Genomic DNA, 17,878 nt, shown 5'->3' with positions numbered 1-17,878 from the left:
CATGCTCCCCCCTCTCCCTTCCTAAAACTTTTATTATGGCCCCTGACGGTCATCAGAGACGCCGAAACCGTGCCGGGCTGTCCCCCGGCAGCATAAAAACGCCCCGTATCGAGCCGATACGGGGCGTTTTTATGCCATCCAGAGGAATTATAGGGACGAAACGTGAGCCTTGCGCCGGGTCGATCCAGCCTTGCGACACCATGCCCGCCACACAGCGACGGAGACCCGCCATGCAGACCAGAAGAAAAGTTTTTTCGGGGTGGGGAAGAGCGCGAGAGGGGGAGGGGCAGTTTTTACCAAAAAACGCCCCTCCCCCTCTCGCATCTCTATCTCTTTCCCCGGTTCAGACGGGGCAGGCTTTAATCGTCATGCCGGGCGGCACGACCGCAAAAACGTCCCTGCAACTCGTTGAGCTGGTTCACGGCTTCGCGCCCGTTGGCGATATTGTGCACCAGGATCTCGCTCTGCTGCGAAAAACGGTTGCCCACCCGCACGGTATAGCTGTTGAACAGCCAGCTGCTGAAACCCGAGGTGAAGGCCGCATCTTCCATATCCCGCCATTTGACGCCCACGGCGCCCCGGTTCCAGGGCAGGATGCCCCGGTACAGCCAGACGCCCTTGCTGTCGGCATACAGGTGCACGCTGCGCACCAGCAGGATCCTGTAGACCATGCACAGCACCAGCAGGGCGCCCACGCCCGCGAAGATCCAGAAAAATTCCGGCATGTAGCGCTGCCCGGCCACGCACAGGGCCACGCAGACCAGCAGCATCAGCACCGGCCCGGCCCAGGCCAGCCAGGACTGGCGATAACTGAGCAGGGGCCGTTCACCGGCATCACTGCCCTCAAGGATATGTTCATCAGACATGCGCGTCCCTCCTTGGAAACGGACATCGCTGTGAAAGGCTCAGGAGCCCGGGCACGCCCGCATGGAAGCACATGGGCGTGTTGGGAAAAGCTTCCTTCCCCCGAACACGCCCTGTCACATCACAGCATCAGATCTCGCTGCCCGGGGCCAGATGCAGCAGACGCTCCAGTTCGGCCGTGGCGGCATCACTGTCCCGCCCCTGGCGACGGGCCAGATCGGGCAGGTTGTCCACGGCATCGCAGGGGCGCACATACAGCGGCTCGATGTCCTCAGGAGCGTAATCGCCATGGCGCGCCAGCAGGCACAGGGCCTCGGTGGAGGCATGGATGCAGGCGGGCAGGCAGGTCACGGCAGGCAGGTTTTCCAGCGGAGCGCAGGCATCCGCATTGCGCCGCAGGCCCGTACCGCAGACCAGCACGGCGTCCGCCGTATCGGCCGTGATGGCCGCCACGGCCTCGGCCGGCGTGCACAGGGACACGCCCTGCAGGGGCTGGGCCGGGATCTCGGGCCCGTAACTGATGAAAGGCTGGCAGTGGACAAGGTTGCGGCGAGCATGGGTCAGGACCCAGACGTGGCCGCCGTAGAGCATGCCGCGCCGCATGACGGCCGTAGTGGCCAGGGCCTGCATGTAGTCCAGCCCGGCCAGCTGCGCCCGGCCGCAACGGCGCAGGGCCGCGGCCGTGGCCAGGGTCAGGCGGATGCCCGTAAAGGAGCCCGGCCCGCGCACGCAGGCGATGCGGCGCAGGTCGCTCCAGCGGATGCCCAATGACGTGGCCAGTTCGGCCAGCGCCGGGGCCAGGATCTCCGTGGCCCGCTCGCTGCGGTACCACTCCTGCGCACAGAGGATGGCCTCATCCTCCGTGACCACGATCTGCAACACGCCTTCAGCGGCGTTGAGTATCAGCTCCAGCCCCGTTCCGGGGGCAGCGTGTGTCGCCATATCGATTTCTCCCGCCGGACGCTAGGGGGCCGTTTTTTCCACGGCCGGGGCCTCGTCCGGCGTATTGATGATGCGTGTCACGTCGTTGAAGGTGGCAAAGATCATCAGGCTCAGCAGCAGGGCCATGCCCACGCGCATGCCCCATTCCTGGATCTTCTGCGGCACGGGGCGGCGGAAGATCATCTCGATGAGGCAAAAGAGCATCTGGCCGCCGTCCAGCACGGGCACGGGCAGCAGGTTGAGGATGGCCAGGTTGATGCTGATGAGCGCCGCCAGACCAAGCACGCCCACAAGGCCCTGCTCCGCCTGCTGGCCCACCATCTGGGCGATCATGATGGGACCGCCCACCTGATCGGCGGGCACCACGCGCTGGGCCAGTTTGACGAAGCTCTGCCAGGTCAGGTCCACCAGACGCCAGGTCTGGACAAGGCCCGTCTCCAGCGCCTCGGCAAAGCCCAGTTCTTCCACGCGCACCGAGCCCAGCGGCCCGATGCCGATGAGCCAGGCTTTCTCATCCTCGCCAAAGATGGTCTTGCGCGTGCTCCACTGCGGCGTCAGGGTCAGCTCCAGTTCCGTGCCCTGGGTCATGCCCTCGGCGGGCTGCCGGGCCACGGTCAGGGTCAGGGGACGGCCGTTGGCCGCGGCCACGGTCGGGGATATCTCGTCCCACGAGCTGAGAGCCTGGCCGTCGATGCTCAGGATCAGGTCGCCCTTTTGCAGACCGGCCTGTGCCGCCGCGCTCTGGGGCATGACGGTGCCCACCTGCGGCAGCATGACGGTATTTCCCCAGCCCCAGGCCACCACCCAGCACAGGATGCAGGCCAGCAGGATGTTGGCGAAAGGCCCGGCCGCGATCACGAGGAAGCGCTGCCATGCGGGCCGCAGGGAAAAGCATTCCTCCCGTGTGAAGCCGCTGGGGATGTCGTTCTCGTCGTTCTCGCCCACCAGGGCCACATAGCCGCCCAGGGGCACCAGCGACAGGGCGTATTCCGTCTTGCCGTGACGGTATTTGAGCAGTTTGGGGCCAAAGCCCAGGGAAAAGGTGGACACGCCCATGCCCAGCCAGCGGGCCACGGTGAAATGTCCCAGTTCATGGAAGAAGATCAGGCCGCCAAGGACAATGATGGCGGCAACGATGGTCGTCAGCACTCGTCAACTCCGGCGCGGGCCAGCTGCTTCACCAGCTCGCGAGTTTTCAGGTCAAGGCGCGACATGCGCTCTGTCAAGATAGTCACTTCCCGTTCAAGGGCAAGACTGTCATCGCCGCTACAGGACAGCGGCGGGCAGAACGGTTCGTGCCCCGGCTCGCCGGCGGCATGGGCATCCATGGCGGCCGAGACCAGCTCCGCGATGTCGGCAAAGGCGCACTTGCCGGCCAGGAACAGTTCCACGGCGGCCTCGTTGGCGGCGTTCATCACCACCGACATGCCGCCGCGCTCCCGCAGGGCGCGACGCGCCAGCTTCAGGGCCGGGAAGGCCTCGTCGTCAGGGGCGAAGAACTGCAGGGTACCGGCCTTGACCAGATCCAGCGGCGGCACGCCCGTATCCACGCAGCGGGGCCAGAACAGACAGGCCGCGATGGGGATGCGCATGTCCGGCGTGCCCAGCTGCGCCAGCTGGCTGCCGTCCGTGAACTGCACCAGCGAATGCACCAGCGACTGCGGATGCACCAGCACCGTGATCTTTTCCAGCGGCACGCCGTACAGGTGGAAGGCTTCCACCACTTCCAGCGCCTTGTTCATCATGGTGGCCGAGTCGATGCTGATCTTGGCGCCCATCTTCCAGTTGGGATGGTCCAGGGCCTGGGCGCGGGTCACGTTGCGCAGTTCCTCGCGGCTGCGGCCGCGGAACGGGCCGCCGGAAGCCGTCAGCAGCAGGCGGTCCACCTCCTGCCCGCGTCCGGCCAGGCACTGGAAGATGGCGTTGTGTTCGGAGTCCACCGGCAGGATGCTGGCATGGGTGCGGGCGCAGACCTGGCGCAGCATGTCACCGGCCAGCACCAGCGATTCCTTGTTGGCCAGGCAGATGACCTTGCCCGCCAGCGCGGCCGCCAGCGTCCCGGCCAGGCCCGCCGCGCCCACCTGCGCCGAAAGCACGGTGTCCGCTTCGGGCAGGGCCGCCAGACGGGCATAGCCTTCGCTGCCCACCAGGATCTCGGGGGTGTAGCCCGTGGGCAGCAGCTTGCGCAGGCCCGCGGCCGAAGCCTCGTCCAGCACGGCCAGATAGGAGGGCCGGAACTCCTGCGCCTGTTCGGCCAGGGTCTTGATGTTGCGCGCGCAGGAAAGGCCCAGCACCACGCATTCACGCCGCCGCGAACGGATGGCCGCCAGGGTGTTGCCGCCGATGGAACCGGTGGAACCCAAAAGGACAAGCTGGCGCACGCCGCGCCGCCACGCCTCGGAAGGCGCTTCCGAAATATACCGAATCGCAGGGCCGTTCAGCCCGGGCCACAGATCTGACATGTGTTTCTCCTTTGTCTCCGGGACAAAATCGTCCACAGCATGCCAAAAATCCCTTGCCGCGTCGAGAGCGGGCCGGAGGGAGGAAGAAGGGGAAGCCAGCATGTCGCGGGGGAAGGGAGGGGACTTTTTCCGGCGGAAAAAAGTCCCCTCCCTTCCCCCGGCCCCCTTCCCTCCCCCAAAAACCGCTCATAGGGCGAACAGGACCATGGGGGAGTCTCGGGAAAAAACGGACAGGATGACACGACAGGCAGAGATGGAAAAAATGTGGCCCAGCCTCCCGCCTTTCTGTCAGCGTCACGCCCGGCATCATGGCTCCTCTCTCCTGTCAACGGCCTGTCCATCAGGGATCAGGTTCTCCCATTCCTTCCGCTCTGCGCCAGCAGCCTTACCTCCCCCTGCCGGCCATGCGGCCCCTTTCGCCTTCAGGCTGTCTTCCCCAGTAATTGAGGGCGCCGCTTGGGCGGCGTACGCCGAAGGCGTGGTGCCGCCCCTCCTACGGCGCGCCCCACACAGCACCGGGGACCAACGCGGGGCATGGGGGTGCAGGGGGTCTGGGGCCGCGCAGGCCCCGACCCCCTGCCGCCTCGCCGCGTAGGTGACCCAGGCCGGATGCCGGGCAATGGCCGTCATCCGACGGCTATTTCACAGAGCGCAAGCGGATCTATTCCCCGCCAGCGTCCCCCTTAAAAAACGCCAAAGGGGCCGGTCTCCCGAAGAAGACCGGCCCCTTCATAAAAACGGGCTCAGCACGGGCAGCCGATGCGTCCATCAGCTGCCGGCGGCACAAGGGCTAAAAGAAGAAGAACCACTGGTCCACGACGGCGAACATGGGCATGGCGAACAGGATGCTGTCCGCACGGTCCAGGATGCCGCCATGGCCGGGCAGCAGGTTGCTGGAATCCTTCACATGCACCGCGCGCTTGAGGGCGGATTCGAACAGGTCGCCCAGCTGGGCGAAGGCATTGATGGCGATCCCCAGCAGGGCGAAGGCCCACCAGCTGGCGCTGCCCAGGCAGGCGCCGTAGATGGTGCAGAAGATGACGCAGCCCACCAGACTGCCCACCGCGCCCTCGGAGCTCTTGTTGGGGCTCACACGGGGCCAGAGCTTGTGGTGGCCAAAGCGGGTGCCCACGAAATAGGCGGACGTATCGGAAACGGCCACGGCCGCCAGCACGAAGATGAGCTTGGTGGTGGAAAGATAGGTGGCGGGCAGCAACAGCAGCGGAATGTAGGCCAGACCGGCCATGAAGATGCCGCTGGCGGCAAAGGCGGGCACGCCTTCTTCTTCCACTTCGTTCCAGCGGAAAAGGAAGCTCATGGCAGCCAGCACGAAGCCCGCGCCCAGGCAGACCAGGGCGTCCTGCGTACGATGGGCCCAGGTCAGCGTCAGCATGCCCCAGCCCAGGGCAATGGCACAGATGCGGCTGGGGATGCGCTTGTTGCCCCAGAACAGGGAGAAGAACTCCCACAGGCCCAGCGCCGCCACCAGCAGGATGAGGGCAAGCAGCACCCAGCCCCGCAGGACGAGGGCAAGGACGACGATGGCGGCCAGAACGAGGCCGGTGATGGTGCGGCGGATATCGGTAGCGTGATCAACGGCCATTGATTTGCTCCTGGGTTTTCCCGAATCGGCGCGAGCGTCCGGCGTAGACGGCCAGGGCCTCGTGCAGGGCCTCCACGCCGAAGTCGGGCCAGGGCGTGGGGGTGAAGTAAAATTCGCTGTAAGCGCACTGGTAGAGCAGATAATTGCTCAGGCGCTGTTCTCCGCTGGTGCGGATGAGGAAATCGGGGTCGGGCTGTCCGGCGGTGTACAGATGGTCGGCCAGGCTCTGTTCGGTAACGTCCTCGGGGCGCAGACCTTCGGCCATCATGCTGCGCACGGCGCGCACCAGCTCGGCGCGGCCGCCGTAGTTGAGGGCCAGGTTGAGCACCATGTCCGTATTGGCTGCCGTGCGGCGCAGGCCGTGGCGCAGGGCCGTACGGGCGGCCAGGGGCAGGGCCTCCATGTCGCCCAGGATGTTCAGGCGGATGCCCTCGCTCTCCATGCGGGGCACTTCCTGGCCCAAAAATTCCAGCAGCAGGGAGAACAGGGCCGAGACTTCGGTCTTGGGCCGCGACCAGTTCTCGCTGGAAAAAGTGTACAGGGTCAGGTGGCGGATGCCCAGACGGCGGCATTCGGTCACGATGGTGCGCACGGTCTCGGCCCCGGCGCGGTGCCCCGCCTCGCGCGGCAGGCCGCGGGCCTGGGCCCAGCGGCCGTTGCCGTCCATGATGATGGCCAGATGTACGGGAAGATGGGTAAGCGTTTCGCTCATGGTACCTCTCTGAACCGGGGACGACAGGCCCGGGAAACATGACCGTGCCGAAAAAAACACGGCCCGGTGCCCCTGGGGCTGGCCGGGCTGCGGAAAACGTCCGGGAGCGGCAGGGCCGCTCCCGGAAGGCGGACACTAGATGTCCATGATTTCCTTTTCTTTGGCCTGGCTGCGCTTGTCGGCATCGGCCACGAACTTGTCGGTCAGCTTCTGCACTTCGGCTTCGGCCTTCTTCTGTTCGTCTTCGGTGATGGCCTTTTCCTTCTCCAGCTTCTTCAGGGAGTCGTTGGCATCACGGCGCACGTTGCGCACGGCCACCTTGGCATCTTCGGTGTACTTGCGGGCCACCTTGACCAGCTCCTTGCGGCGCTCTTCGGTCAGCGGCGGGATGTTGATGCGGATGATGCGGCCGTCATTGACCGGGGTCAGGCCCAGGTCGGACTTGAGGATGGCCTTTTCCACCACGGAGATGCCGCCCTTGTCCCAGGGCTGGATGGTGATGGTGCGGCTGTCGGGCACGGCCACGGAAGCCATCTGGGAGATGGGGGTAGGGGTGCCGTAGTAATCGGCCTTGATACCGTCCACCAGGGCGGTGGTGGCGCGACCGGTGCGCAGTTTCTGGAAATCGCGTTCCAGAGCGGCCATGGCTTTTTCCATGCGGTCTTCGGTATCCAGAAGGATGGTATCGATATCCATAAAATCTCCTTACAGACTGTAGAGTTCGGAAAGATCGTGACTAGCAGTCGTGCACGATGGTGCCCACCTGCTCGCCCAGGATGGCACGGCGGATGTCGCCGCCCAGCATGCGGCAGACGATGATGGGCACGTTGTTGTCGCGCACCAAGGCAAAGGCCGCGGCGTCCATGACGCCCAGATGGCGGGACAGGGTCTCGTCATAGCTCAGGCTGTCGTACTTGACGGCATCGGGGAACTTGGCGGGGTCCTTGTCGTAGATGCCGTCCACTTTGGTGGCCTTGATGATGGCATCGCACTGCAGTTCCATGCCGCGCAGAGCGGCGGTGGTGTCGGTGGTGAAATAGGGGTTGCCGGTACCGGCGGCGCAGATGACCACGCGGCCCTTTTCCAGATGGCGCATGGCACGGCGACGGATGAAGGGCTCGCAGACTTCCTGCATGTCGATGGCGGACAGCACGCGGGTGGGATAGCCGAATTTTTCCAGCATGTCCTGCACGGCCAAGGCATTGAGCACCGTGGCCAGCATGCCCATGTAGTCGGCGGAGGAACGTTCCATGCCCTTGGCGGAACCGGAAAGACCGCGGAAGATGTTGCCGCCGCCGATGACCAGGGCAAGTTCCACGCCCATGTCGAGCAATCCGCCGATCTCCTTGCAGATGGTGCCCACGGTTTCGGGATCGATACCGGTCTTCTGCTCTCCGGCCAGGGCCTCGCCGCTCAGCTTGAGCAGCACACGCTTGTACTTGAGTTCAGCCATTTGTTCCGCCTTGGTTGAAGCCGGCCACGCCGGCTGTTGCTTTCATGGATCGTCCGGTACCGAACAGCGGGCATTCGGACGCGCTCTTTTCATCATAGCAAAAAACATCGCTATCTCAAAGCACTTTTACCATGCCGCCCCCGCAGGACGGTTCGGAGCGGCCTTCGGCAAAGCGCCTGTCCGGCAGGCAAAGACAGATCGTGAGGGCGGGATCATCGCCGCAGGGACGGGGAAGGCGATCCCGGCCTCTGCCGCCCTTTCCTGCCTTCGTGGGGCGCCTTGCTGCGGCCCCGGACGAGGGGACAGGCCGCTCCCCAACCGTTGCCCGTGTGCGGGACGCCACCGGGCGGCGTGCCCGGATGATCGGAGCGTCGCAAACGGTCGCCCCGTATGCGGACGTCACCGGGAGCCGTACCTGGAACGGGGCCGCATTTGCCTGCCCCCGGCTTTTGCGGTATCGGAAAGATTCCTCGACCGAAACCGCGCGCAGCCCCGGCAAGGAGTCCTCATGCTCGAATGCAACAACCGTTTTGAAGATCGTGCCTTCCTCCTGCTGCTGGCCGGCGTCTCGCTGGCCTTCCTCTGGATGCTGCGCCCCTTCTTCGATGTCATCTTCTGGGGCATCGTCATCGCCCTGCTCTCCACGCCCGTCTACGATGCCCTGCAGCGCCGCCGCATGGGCCGCAACCTGGCGGCGCTGACCTGCGTGATCCTGAGCCTGGTGCTCATCATCGTGCCCTGCGCGTACATTTTTTATACCTTCATCAACGAGGTGGCCAACCTGTACGCCCGCCTGACGTCCGGCGGGCATGACATCCGCGAGACGCTGGAAAGGCTGCGCGAGGTGGCGCCCGGCGTGCAGGACTGGCTCACCCGCTACGGCTACGGCCCGGAGGTCATCACCCAGAAACTTTCCGAGCTGGCGGTCAAGATCAGCGGTCTGGTGGCGCGCAACACCGTGGCCCTGGGCGGCAGCACGGTGAACTTTCTCGTGGACCTCTGCATCATGCTCTATCTGGCCTTTTTCCTGGTGCGCGACGGCAAGCAGCTGCGCGTGCTGCTCATCCGGGCCCTGCCCTTTGGCGACCACCGCGAGGACCTGCTCTTCGCCAAGTTCGCCGAAGTGCTGCGGGCCACGGTCAAGGGCAGCCTGCTGGTGGCCATGGCCCAGGGCGCGCTGGGCGGTCTCATCTTCTGGATACTGGGCATCAAGGCCCCGGTGCTCTGGGGCGTGGTCATGACCCTGCTCTCGCTCATCCCCGTGGTGGGCGCCGGCGTGGTCTGGGCGCCGGTGGCCGGGTACCTGCTGCTCACGGGCGATCATGTGTCCGGCGTGGTGCTGCTGGCCTACGGGGTCTTCGTCATCGGTCTGGCGGACAACATCCTCCGCCCCGTCCTGGTGGGGCGCGATACCAAATTGCCGGACTTCATGGTCCTGCTCTCCACGCTGGGCGGTTTCTCGCTGTTCGGCATGGACGGCTTCGTGACGGGCCCCATGCTGGCCGTACTTTTCGTGACGGTCTGGAAGATCTTCATGGACGAATTCAAGCCGCCCCTGACACTGGACGGCAGCGCCCCCGCACGGGATGCGGACGGGGACGGCCCCTCGGCATGACGCAAAAGGCCACCCGCAACGGCGGGTGGCCTTCCATTACCTGCCCCCCGGCAGGTGAAAGATAGGGGACGGGATCCACGGCACCCGTCCCCTGTATGCGGCAGCCTCCCACAGCGGCCGCGCCGGAAACAAGGAAAAGGGGAAAGGAGGAGAACCTGATCCCTTGTTTCCGGTAATTCCTGCTGTCCCGGCGGAGATGTTCCATCCCCGGCGTCCTGCGGCGGCCCGGGACACACGGACCGGCCGGCATGCCCCGCGGGGCACCGGCATCAGACGCCGCCCCGCCGGGACAGCTAATGTTCCAGACGACGGACCAGCACCTCGTCGATGCGGTTGCCGTCCATCTTCACTATCTTCATCCGCCAGCCCTGGATGCGCACCCGCTCGCCTTCGTGCGGGATGTGGCCCAGGGCCTCCAGCAACAGCCCCGCCAGTGTGGCCGAGGAGCTGCGCGGCGGCAGGTGGATGCCCAGCCAGGAGGTCACGGCATCCACGGTCAGGCGACCGGGCATGAGCCACGAGCCGTCAGGCTGGCGGCAGGCTTCGGGCCCGGCGGGCATGTCGCCCATCTGGCCCGCCAGCACGCTCACCAGATCCGTGGGCGTGATGCAGCCCACCACGCTGCCGTATTCGTCGCGTACGAAGGCCAGGGGCGTGGGCTCTTCGCGAAATGTCTCCAGCATCTCCGTCAGGGAAGCATGCTCGAAGATCGTGGGCGCGGGGCGCAGCAGGGGCCGCACGCTCCAGATCCGTCCGCCGCCCTCGTCCCGCGGCGCTGCCGTACCGGGGTGCTCCGTGTCCGTCACGGGGCCCTGGGGCGTCACGGCCGCCAGATCCCCGGTATGGATCACGCCCAGCACTTCGTCCCTGTCCGGATCCAGCACCGGCAGCCAGGGCGAGAGGCTCTCGCTGGCAAAACGGCAGGCCGTGGCATAGTCGGCCTCGCTGTCCAGCCAGCGCACCCGGTGGCGCGGGGTCATGATGAAGCGGGCCGTGCGTCCGCTCAGGCGGATCACGCGGGCCACCATGTCGCGCTCTTCCGGCTCGAACAGGGGCTGGGCATCGCTCTCGCTGGCCAGGGCCGCGGCATCGCGCCGCGCTTCTTCCTCACCGGGACGTCCGCCGCCCAGCAGCCCCAGCACCGCCATGGCCATGGATTCACGCATGTCGCGCATGCTGATGCGCTTGCGGCGGTTGCGCAGGGCCACCTGGTTGCAGATCTCCACCAGTACCGAGAAGCAGATGGCCGCGTAGAGGTAGCCCTTGGGGATATGGTAGCCCAGGCCGTCCATGAGCAGGCTCAGGCCGATCATCATCAAAAAGCCCAGACACAGGATGATGACCGTGGGGTGCCGCTCCACAAAGCTGGTCAGCGGCGCGGCGGCCATGACCATGACCAGCATGGCCACGATGACGGCCAGCATCATCACCGGGATATGGTCCACCATGCCCACCGAGGTGATGATGGAATCCAGGGAGAACACGGCATCCAGCACCAGTATCTGGATGATGACCTGCCAGAAGCCCGAACGCGTGGGTGCCGAGGAATATTCGGCCATGCCGCCTTCCAGGCGTTCGTGCAGCTCCATGGTCCCCTTGAGCAGCAAAAAGATGCCGCCGCCCATGAGGATGAAATCTCGCCACGAGAAGGCTTTGCCGAAGATCGTGACCAGGGGCTCGGTCAGACTGACGATCCAGGCGATGGCGGAAATCAGCACCAGGCGCATGACGAGCGCGAGACCAAGACCGGTGAGGAAGGCCCGGCGGCGCTGTTCCTGCGTATGCAGGCGCGAGGTGAGGATGGAGATGAAAACGAGGTTGTCGATGCCCAGCACGACCTCGAGCACGATCAGGGTGCCCAGCCCGGCCCAGGCCGAGGGATCGGCGATCCACGAGAAATCCCACATGGGAGCTTTCCGCCTCCTTGCGGCAGTGATGCTGAAGTGATGCCCGGCCCTCCTGCTCCGCACGGAGTCCCGGACTGGATGGAGGCAGCATACGCCGGCGTCCGTCAGGAAAGCGTCGGCATGGCCGGGAAAAAGGCCAAAAAAAAGGAGGGGCCGGAGCCCCTCCTGGGATCATCGTAACGGACAGCTTATTCAGCGGCCAGCTGGATGCGGCTGAAGCCGGCGACCTTGATGTCGCCACCGGCGGCCTTGGCCACTTCGCGCACCACTTCGGTCATGCTCTTCTTGTCGTCGCGGATGTAGGGCTGTTCCATCAGGCAGACTTCCTTCTGGAACTTCTTCACGGCGCCTTCGGCGATCTTTTCCACGATCTGCTCGGGCTTGCCTTCTTCGCGGGCCTTCTGGCGGTACACTTCACGCTCGCGTTCCATGGCGGCGGCATCCAGGCTGGCGCCGTCCAGGGCCATGGGGTTGGTGGCGGCCACCTGCATGGCCACGTTCTTGGCCAGTTCCTGCACTTCGGGCTTGGCAGCGGTAGCGGCGCTGTCGCACACCAGGTCCACCAGCACGCCGATCTTGCGGTTGGCGTGGATGTACTGGCCGATCACTTCGTTGTCTTCACGGGTGTGACGGGTGAAGTTGCCGAGCTGCATGTTTTCGCCCACGGAGGCGATGAGCTGGGTCACGTCTTCGCCCACCAGGCCCTTCAGGGCTTCGGCGTCGGCGGGGTTGCTGTCCAGCACGCTCTGGGCCACCTTGGCGGCCAGGGCTTCGAACTGTTCGCCGCGGGCCACGAAGTCGGTCTCGCACAGCAGGGCGGACATGGCCACGGTCTTGCCGTCAGCGCTCACGGCGGCCATCACCAGGCCTTCGCTGGTGGCACGGCCGGACTTCTTGGCAGCCTTGGCCATACCCTTCTGGCGCAGCCAGTCGACGGCCTTTTCCAGGTCGCCGTCCACTTCCACCAGGGCTTTCTTGCAGTCCATCATGCCGGCGCCGGTCTTTTCGCGCAGTTCCTTCACCATAGCGGCGGAAATAGCCATTGTATTCTCCTGTGTATCCGGCCTGGGCCGGAGCAAGATTCCAAAAAAATCGCGCAGTGCGCAGGGTGGCGGCACAGCCCTGAAGCCGCGCCGCCACCTTTTGAAGCATGGGGGGGCCGGAGCCTTGCCGCTCCGGTTCCTGCGTCGCCCGCCACGGGGGATCCCCGTCCGGGCGCGGACATCAGCGGGGCCGATGTCCGGGGCAACAGCGTTGCCCGAGGTCAGAAGACCGTACCAAAACTACTCGGCGGCAGCTTCGGTCTCGGCAGCCTTCTGCATGGCTTCTTCGGCGTTGGCTTCCACGGCGGCGCCGTCCTTCATCTGGGCTTCGCCTTCCTGGCAGGCTTCGGAGAAAGCCGTCACGAACAGCTTGATGGCGCGGATGGCGTCATCGTTGCCGGGGATGATGTAGTCGATGACATCGGGATCGCAGTTGGTGTCGGTCACGGCCACGATCGGGATGCCCAGCTTGCGGCATTCCTTCACGGCGATGTCTTCGCGATGGGGGTCGATGATGAAAGCCAGCTGGGGCAGGCGATCCATGTTCTTGATACCGCCCAGGGTCTGTTCCAGCTTCTGCATTTCGCGTTCCAGCAGCAGGATTTCCTTCTTCTGGTAACGGTTGATGCTGCCGTCGGCGAACATGCCTTCCAGCTTCTTCAGACGTTCCACGCTCTTCTGGATGGTGACGAAGTTGGTCAGGGTGCCGCCCATCCAGCGGTTGGTCACGTAGTACTGGTTGGCCTTGGTGGCTTCGGTGGCCACGGCTTCCTGAGCCTGGCGCTTGGTACCGATGAACAGCACCTTGCCGCCGTTGGCCACGGTGTCGACCACCTTGTCATAGGCCACGCGGAACAGCTTCACGGTCTGCTGCAGGTCGATGATATGGATGCCGTTGCGGGCGCCGAAGATGTAAGGACGCATCTTGGGGTTCCAACGACGGGTCTGGTGACCGAAATGCACGCCGGTTTCCAGCATCTGCTTCATGCTGACGTAAGCCATTTTTCAATCCTCCAAAAGGGTTGTGATCTTCCACACCGGCCCAGACCCTGCAACCCGGCCTGCCGCCGCCCCCGGCCCCATGACCGGAAGACAACGAAAAATGCGCCGTAGCGCATTGCCGGGCACCCCGGGCCGCTGCCGGAGTGTGCTTCGATGAACGAGCTTCCATAGACCAAAAGCCCGCAAATGGCAAGCCCCGGAGGCAAAGAGCCGCTCCTTTCCCGGCGGGCGGGACGCCTTCCCCCCGTGAACGACCTGTGTCGACCGCGGAGCGGGACCGAAAGGGAGGGCGGTCCGGCGGCAAGCTCCCTTTCCGCGGTATGCCGCAAGCTGCGACTGTCGGTATCTTCCCTGACGCATCGCCGAACGTGCGTCCGGTACGTCCGAAAGCTCCGGCACGTTGTCCAAAAAGAAAGGCTCCCCAAGATGGGGAGCCTGACCGGGGAAGACTGCGGCGTTGCCTGCCGGCGCTTGAAGGCGACATGGCAGGGGCTGCTGCCGTTCCGTGGCCGTACCGGTAGCGGAGCCGTGACGCGGCACGTGACCGGGTCCGATGTTCTTCGCTAGCGGGAAATTTTCCGGGATTACCGGCAGCCCCTCAGGGGGGACGGGGCTGCCGGGGGGTATCAGGAGGAGGAAGGTCGGTATGTTCCCGGCCGGCTCCGAAGGAGGGACGAGCCGGCCGGGGAGGGACTTTTTCAGGAGGAGGAAGGTTGCTGTTTTCAGTCCCGGCGGCCCTGGGGGGAAAGGGCCGACCGGGGGGAAGAAGGTCTTGGAAGAAGCGGAGGATGTTTGTTTCAGGATCGAAGGAGGTCCGTCAGGCTGTCCACGCTACCGCGGTCTGTCGCGGGCCGAGGCAGCAAAGAGGCCATGCGGCTGCCGCGGTAGCGCGGACGGTAAGAAATTTGTGGTGTTCCATGACGGACCTCCATGAAGGAAGAAGATGGTATGGCATATATATCTGTTCGGCGCTGTCCCCGTAGCGGTGGCGGGCCGGAGGGCCCGTCCTGGACGATGCCGTTGTTGTACGGGATATAGCAATCGCCGTGCCAAAATATATTTTTATAGTAAAAACAATATATTACGAAATAGCGTCTGAAAAAGGCGTTTTCCTTTTCCCGGCACCTGTACAGAAATTGAACACTTTTTCCCGCCATTACGGCAGGTTGTAAAAAAATTGGACGCTTTGCCCCGCAGCGGATGGCCCATGTGCTTTTTTTATACAGCCTGCGGCCGCCGTTACGGCAAAGGCTCCTGCGCCGGGGCGCCAGCACGCTCTTTGCAAAGCGGCAGGCTCCATAGTATAGCCGAACCATATGAATCTTACCAACGAACCTTCCCTGAAAGGATCCCTCATGAACAGTCATGGTTTCGAACTCGTCACCGAGCGCCGCCTGCACGAAGTGGGCGGTACGGCCCGGCTTTGGAAACACAGCGTCACCGGCGCACAGCTGCTCTCCGTCAGCAATGCCGACGAGAACAAGTGCTTCGGCGTGAGCTTCCGCACCCCGCCCACGGACTCCACGGGCGTGGCCCACATCCTGGAGCATTCCGTGCTCTGCGGCTCGGACAAATATCCGGTCAAGGAACCCTTCGTGGAGCTGCTCAAGGGCTCGCTCCAGACCTTCCTCAACGCCTTCACCTTCCCGGACAAGACCTGCTACCCCGTGGCCAGCGCCAATCTGCAGGACTTCTACAACCTCATCGACGTCTACATCGACGCGGTCTTCCATCCCCGCATCAGCGAGGATATCTTCCGTCAGGAAGGCTGGCACGTGGAAGCCGAGGACACCAAGGGCCCCTGGACCTACAAGGGCGTGGTCTACAACGAGATGAAGGGCGCTTATTCCTCGCCCGATTCCGTGCTGGCCGAACAGAGCCAGCAGGCCATCTTCCCGGACATGCTCTACAGCCTGGACTCCGGCGGCAACCCGGAAGTCATCCCGGACCTGACCTACGAGGCCTTCCGCGACTTCCACAGCCGTTACTACCATCCCTCCAACGCGCGTTTCTTCTTCTGGGGCGATGACCCGGAAGAAAAGCGTCTGGAGATCGTGGCCGAGGCCCTGCAGGGCTACACCGCCCGCGCGGTGGACTCCGCCGTGCCCCTGCAGCCCCGCCGCGACACGCCCCGGCAGGTGGAAGTGCCCTACGCCGCCACCGACGGCCAGAAAACGGCCCTGTTCACGGTCAACTGGCTGCTGGGCGAACGCGGCGACGTGCATCAGGCCCTGCTCATGGAGATGCTGGAGCACATCCTCGAAGGCTTGCCGGGCTCGCCCCTGCGCAAGGCCCTCATCAGCTCCGGCCTGGGCGAGGACACCACCGGCTGCGGCCTGGAGACCGACCTGCGCCAGATGTACTACTCCACCGGTCTCAAGGGCGTGGACCCGCGCAAGGTGCAGGACGCCGAGATGCTCATCTTCGAGACCCTCGCCGACCTTGCCGAGGACGGCATCGACCCCGCCGCCGTGGAGGCCGCCGTCAACAGCGTGGAATTCGCCTACCGCGAGAACAATTCCGGCCGCTTCCCGCGCGGTCTCTCGGCCATGATCCAGGCCCTGTCCACCTGGCTCTATGACGGCGATCCGCTGGCTCCGCTGGCCTGGGAGGCCCCGCTGGCCGACATCAAGGCCCGTCTGGCCGCCGGGGAAAAGGTCTTCGAAAACGCCATCCGCGACCACTTCCTCAACAACGAACACCGCGCCACCGTGGTGCTGCTGCCCGACGCCCGTCTGGCCAAGGCCCGCGAAGACCGCGAGGCCGCCCGCCTGGCCGCCGTGTACGAGGCCTGCTCCGACGCCGAACGGCAGGAGCTGGTGGAGGCCACCAGCCGTCTGCAGGCCGCCCAGTCCGCCCCGGACAGCCCCGAGGCCCTGGCCACCATCCCCAGCCTGGGCATGGATGCCCTGCCCCTGCGCAACACGCCCGTGCCCTGCGTGCGGGAGGCCCTGGGCGGCGGCCAGACCTGGCTGGCCCACGACCTGCCCACCAGCGGCATCGCCTATACGGCCCTGCTCCTGCCCCTGAACGCTGTCCCGGCCCGTCTGGAGCCCCTGCTGCCGCTCTTTGCCCGCAGCCTCACCGAAGTGGGCACCGCCCGCCGCGACTTCAGCGAACTGGGCGCGCGCATGGCCGCCAAGACCGGCGGCGTGGGCGCCGATCCCCTGCTGGCCACCACCCGCGGGGAACGCGGTCTGGTCAAATATCTGAGCGTGGCCGGCAAGGCCGTCTACGACAAGGTGCCCGACCTGTTCGACATCTTCCGCGAGATCCTGCTGGAGCCCCTGACCGACCGCGCCGTGCGTCTGGAGCGCCTGCGCCAGATGCTGCTGGAAGACAAGGCCCGTCTGGAACACGGTCTGGTGGCGGCCGGTCATTCGGCCGTGGGTTCCCGCCTGCGCGCCCACTTCACGCCTTCCGGCCTGCTGGCCGAGCGCCTGTCGGGCATCAGCCAGCTCATGGCCGTGCGCGAGCACCTGCAGCGCCTGGACAGCGATCCCGACAGCCTGCTGGCCGATCTGGACGAGTTGCGCCGCCTCATCGTGTCCAGCCCCGACGTGCTGGTGGACTGCACGGCCGAGAGCGCCGGTCTGGATGCCGTGCAGCGGCAGGCCACCGACTTGCTGGCCGCCCTGCCCGCCAGCCGTGACGCGGCCCTGGTCCTGCCGCCCTTCAGCGACGGCCTGCCCGCCGCCGAGGCCTTCCTGGCCCCGGCCCAGATCAACTATGTGGGCAAGGCCGCCAACCTCTACGACCTGGGCTACACCTACCACGGCTCGGCCAGCGTCATCCTGCGCTACATGCGCATGGGCTATTTGTGGGAACGCGTGCGCGTGCGCGGCGGTGCCTACGGCGCCTTCTGCATGCTGGACCGCATGGGCGGCACCCTGGTCTGCGCTTCCTACCGCGACCCCAACGTGGACGACACCCTGACCGCCTATGACCAGATGGCCGACTACCTGCGCTCCTTCCGTCCCGACAAGGAGCAGCTCACCAGCGCCATCGTGGGCGCCATCGGCGACCTGGACAGCTACCTGCTGCCCGACGCCCGCGGTGCGCAGGCCCTGGCCCGCCATCTGGCCGGGGACGACGAGGAGGCCCGCCAGCGGATGCGTGACGAGATCCTCGGCACCACGGCCCGGCACTTCCGCGACTTCGCCGACGTGCTGGCCGAGGCCGCCGGCCACGGCGTGACCTGCGTGCTGGGCGGTGCCCAGACCCGCGCCGCTGCCGAGGCCCACGGCTGGCAGACGCAGGAACTGCTGTAGTCCC

The 17,878-nt window shown here is 65.4% G+C and carries 13 protein-coding genes; 2 read left to right on the top strand and 11 right to left on the bottom strand.

Annotated features, from left to right (window positions below; genetic code table 11):
- Positions 1-359: 359 nt before the first annotated feature.
- From DESPIG_RS09220 to pyrH, 8 genes are all read right to left on the bottom strand, one after another.
- Complete coding sequence (locus tag DESPIG_RS09220) at positions 360-866, bottom strand: hypothetical protein (protein ID WP_006007851.1); 507 nt, start codon at positions 864-866, stop codon at positions 360-362.
- Positions 867-993: 127 nt separating this feature from the next.
- Positions 994-1,806 (bottom strand): tRNA (adenosine(37)-N6)-threonylcarbamoyltransferase complex dimerization subunit type 1 TsaB, encoded by an 813-nt coding sequence (tsaB, locus tag DESPIG_RS09215; RefSeq protein ID WP_006007850.1) that lies wholly within the window; start codon positions 1,804-1,806, stop codon positions 994-996.
- A 21-nt stretch (positions 1,807-1,827) separates the two neighbouring features.
- The gene (rseP, locus tag DESPIG_RS09210) at positions 1,828-2,955 is read right to left on the bottom strand and encodes an RIP metalloprotease RseP (protein WP_006007849.1); all 1,128 of its coding nucleotides are present in this window, start codon (positions 2,953-2,955) and stop codon (positions 1,828-1,830) included.
- Positions 2,949-4,268: a 1-deoxy-D-xylulose-5-phosphate reductoisomerase gene (gene dxr / locus DESPIG_RS09205; protein ID WP_040369782.1), complete on the bottom strand. Its 1,320-nt coding sequence runs from the start codon at positions 4,266-4,268 to the stop codon at positions 2,949-2,951. Before dxr ends, rseP begins: the two co-directional genes overlap by 7 nt.
- A gap of 790 nt (positions 4,269-5,058) precedes the next feature.
- Entirely contained in the window at positions 5,059-5,871 is an 813-nt protein-coding gene (locus DESPIG_RS09200; RefSeq protein ID WP_006007846.1) for a phosphatidate cytidylyltransferase, read from the bottom strand.
- Positions 5,861-6,583, bottom strand: coding sequence for an isoprenyl transferase (locus tag DESPIG_RS09195; protein ID WP_006007845.1), 723 nt, complete (start codon positions 6,581-6,583; stop codon positions 5,861-5,863). The genes DESPIG_RS09200 and DESPIG_RS09195 overlap by 11 nt, the downstream gene beginning before the upstream one ends.
- A 135-nt stretch (positions 6,584-6,718) precedes the next feature.
- Positions 6,719-7,279, bottom strand: a complete 561-nt coding sequence (gene frr / locus DESPIG_RS09190) for a ribosome recycling factor (protein ID WP_006007844.1) — start codon at positions 7,277-7,279, stop codon at positions 6,719-6,721.
- A gap of 40 nt (positions 7,280-7,319) precedes the next feature.
- Positions 7,320-8,036, bottom strand: a complete 717-nt coding sequence (gene pyrH, locus DESPIG_RS09185; RefSeq protein WP_006007843.1) for a UMP kinase — start codon at positions 8,034-8,036, stop codon at positions 7,320-7,322.
- A gap of 508 nt (positions 8,037-8,544) precedes the next feature.
- On the opposite strand from pyrH, the gene DESPIG_RS09180 reads away from it, so the two are divergent.
- Positions 8,545-9,651, top strand: coding sequence for an AI-2E family transporter (locus tag DESPIG_RS09180; protein WP_006007841.1), 1,107 nt, complete (start codon positions 8,545-8,547; stop codon positions 9,649-9,651).
- Between the two features lie 293 nt (positions 9,652-9,944).
- Here DESPIG_RS09180 and DESPIG_RS09175 read toward each other — a convergent pair whose 3' ends face one another.
- From DESPIG_RS09175 to rpsB, 3 genes are all read right to left on the bottom strand, one after another.
- Complete coding sequence (locus tag DESPIG_RS09175; protein ID WP_006007839.1) at positions 9,945-11,558, bottom strand: TerC family protein; 1,614 nt, start codon at positions 11,556-11,558, stop codon at positions 9,945-9,947.
- Positions 11,559-11,746: 188 nt separating this feature from the next.
- A complete protein-coding gene (gene tsf / locus DESPIG_RS09170) occupies positions 11,747-12,601 on the bottom strand; it encodes a translation elongation factor Ts (protein WP_006007838.1) in 855 nt (284 codons plus the stop codon).
- 240 nt (positions 12,602-12,841) lie between these two features.
- On the bottom strand, positions 12,842-13,603 hold the full coding sequence (gene rpsB / locus DESPIG_RS09165; RefSeq protein WP_006007837.1) for a 30S ribosomal protein S2: 762 nt from the start codon (positions 13,601-13,603) through the stop codon (positions 12,842-12,844).
- A 1,355-nt stretch (positions 13,604-14,958) separates the two neighbouring features.
- Here rpsB and DESPIG_RS09160 point away from each other — a divergent pair.
- Positions 14,959-17,874 (top strand): insulinase family protein, encoded by a 2,916-nt coding sequence (locus DESPIG_RS09160; RefSeq protein WP_006007833.1) that lies wholly within the window; start codon positions 14,959-14,961, stop codon positions 17,872-17,874.
- Positions 17,875-17,878: the final 4 nt, after the last annotated feature.

It is taken from the genome of Desulfovibrio piger ATCC 29098, assembly GCF_000156375.1.
Lineage (GTDB): Bacteria > Desulfobacterota > Desulfovibrionia > Desulfovibrionales > Desulfovibrionaceae > Desulfovibrio > Desulfovibrio piger.
Note: the sequence above shows the minus strand (reverse complement) of the source record. Positions and strands in the feature narration are given on the sequence as shown.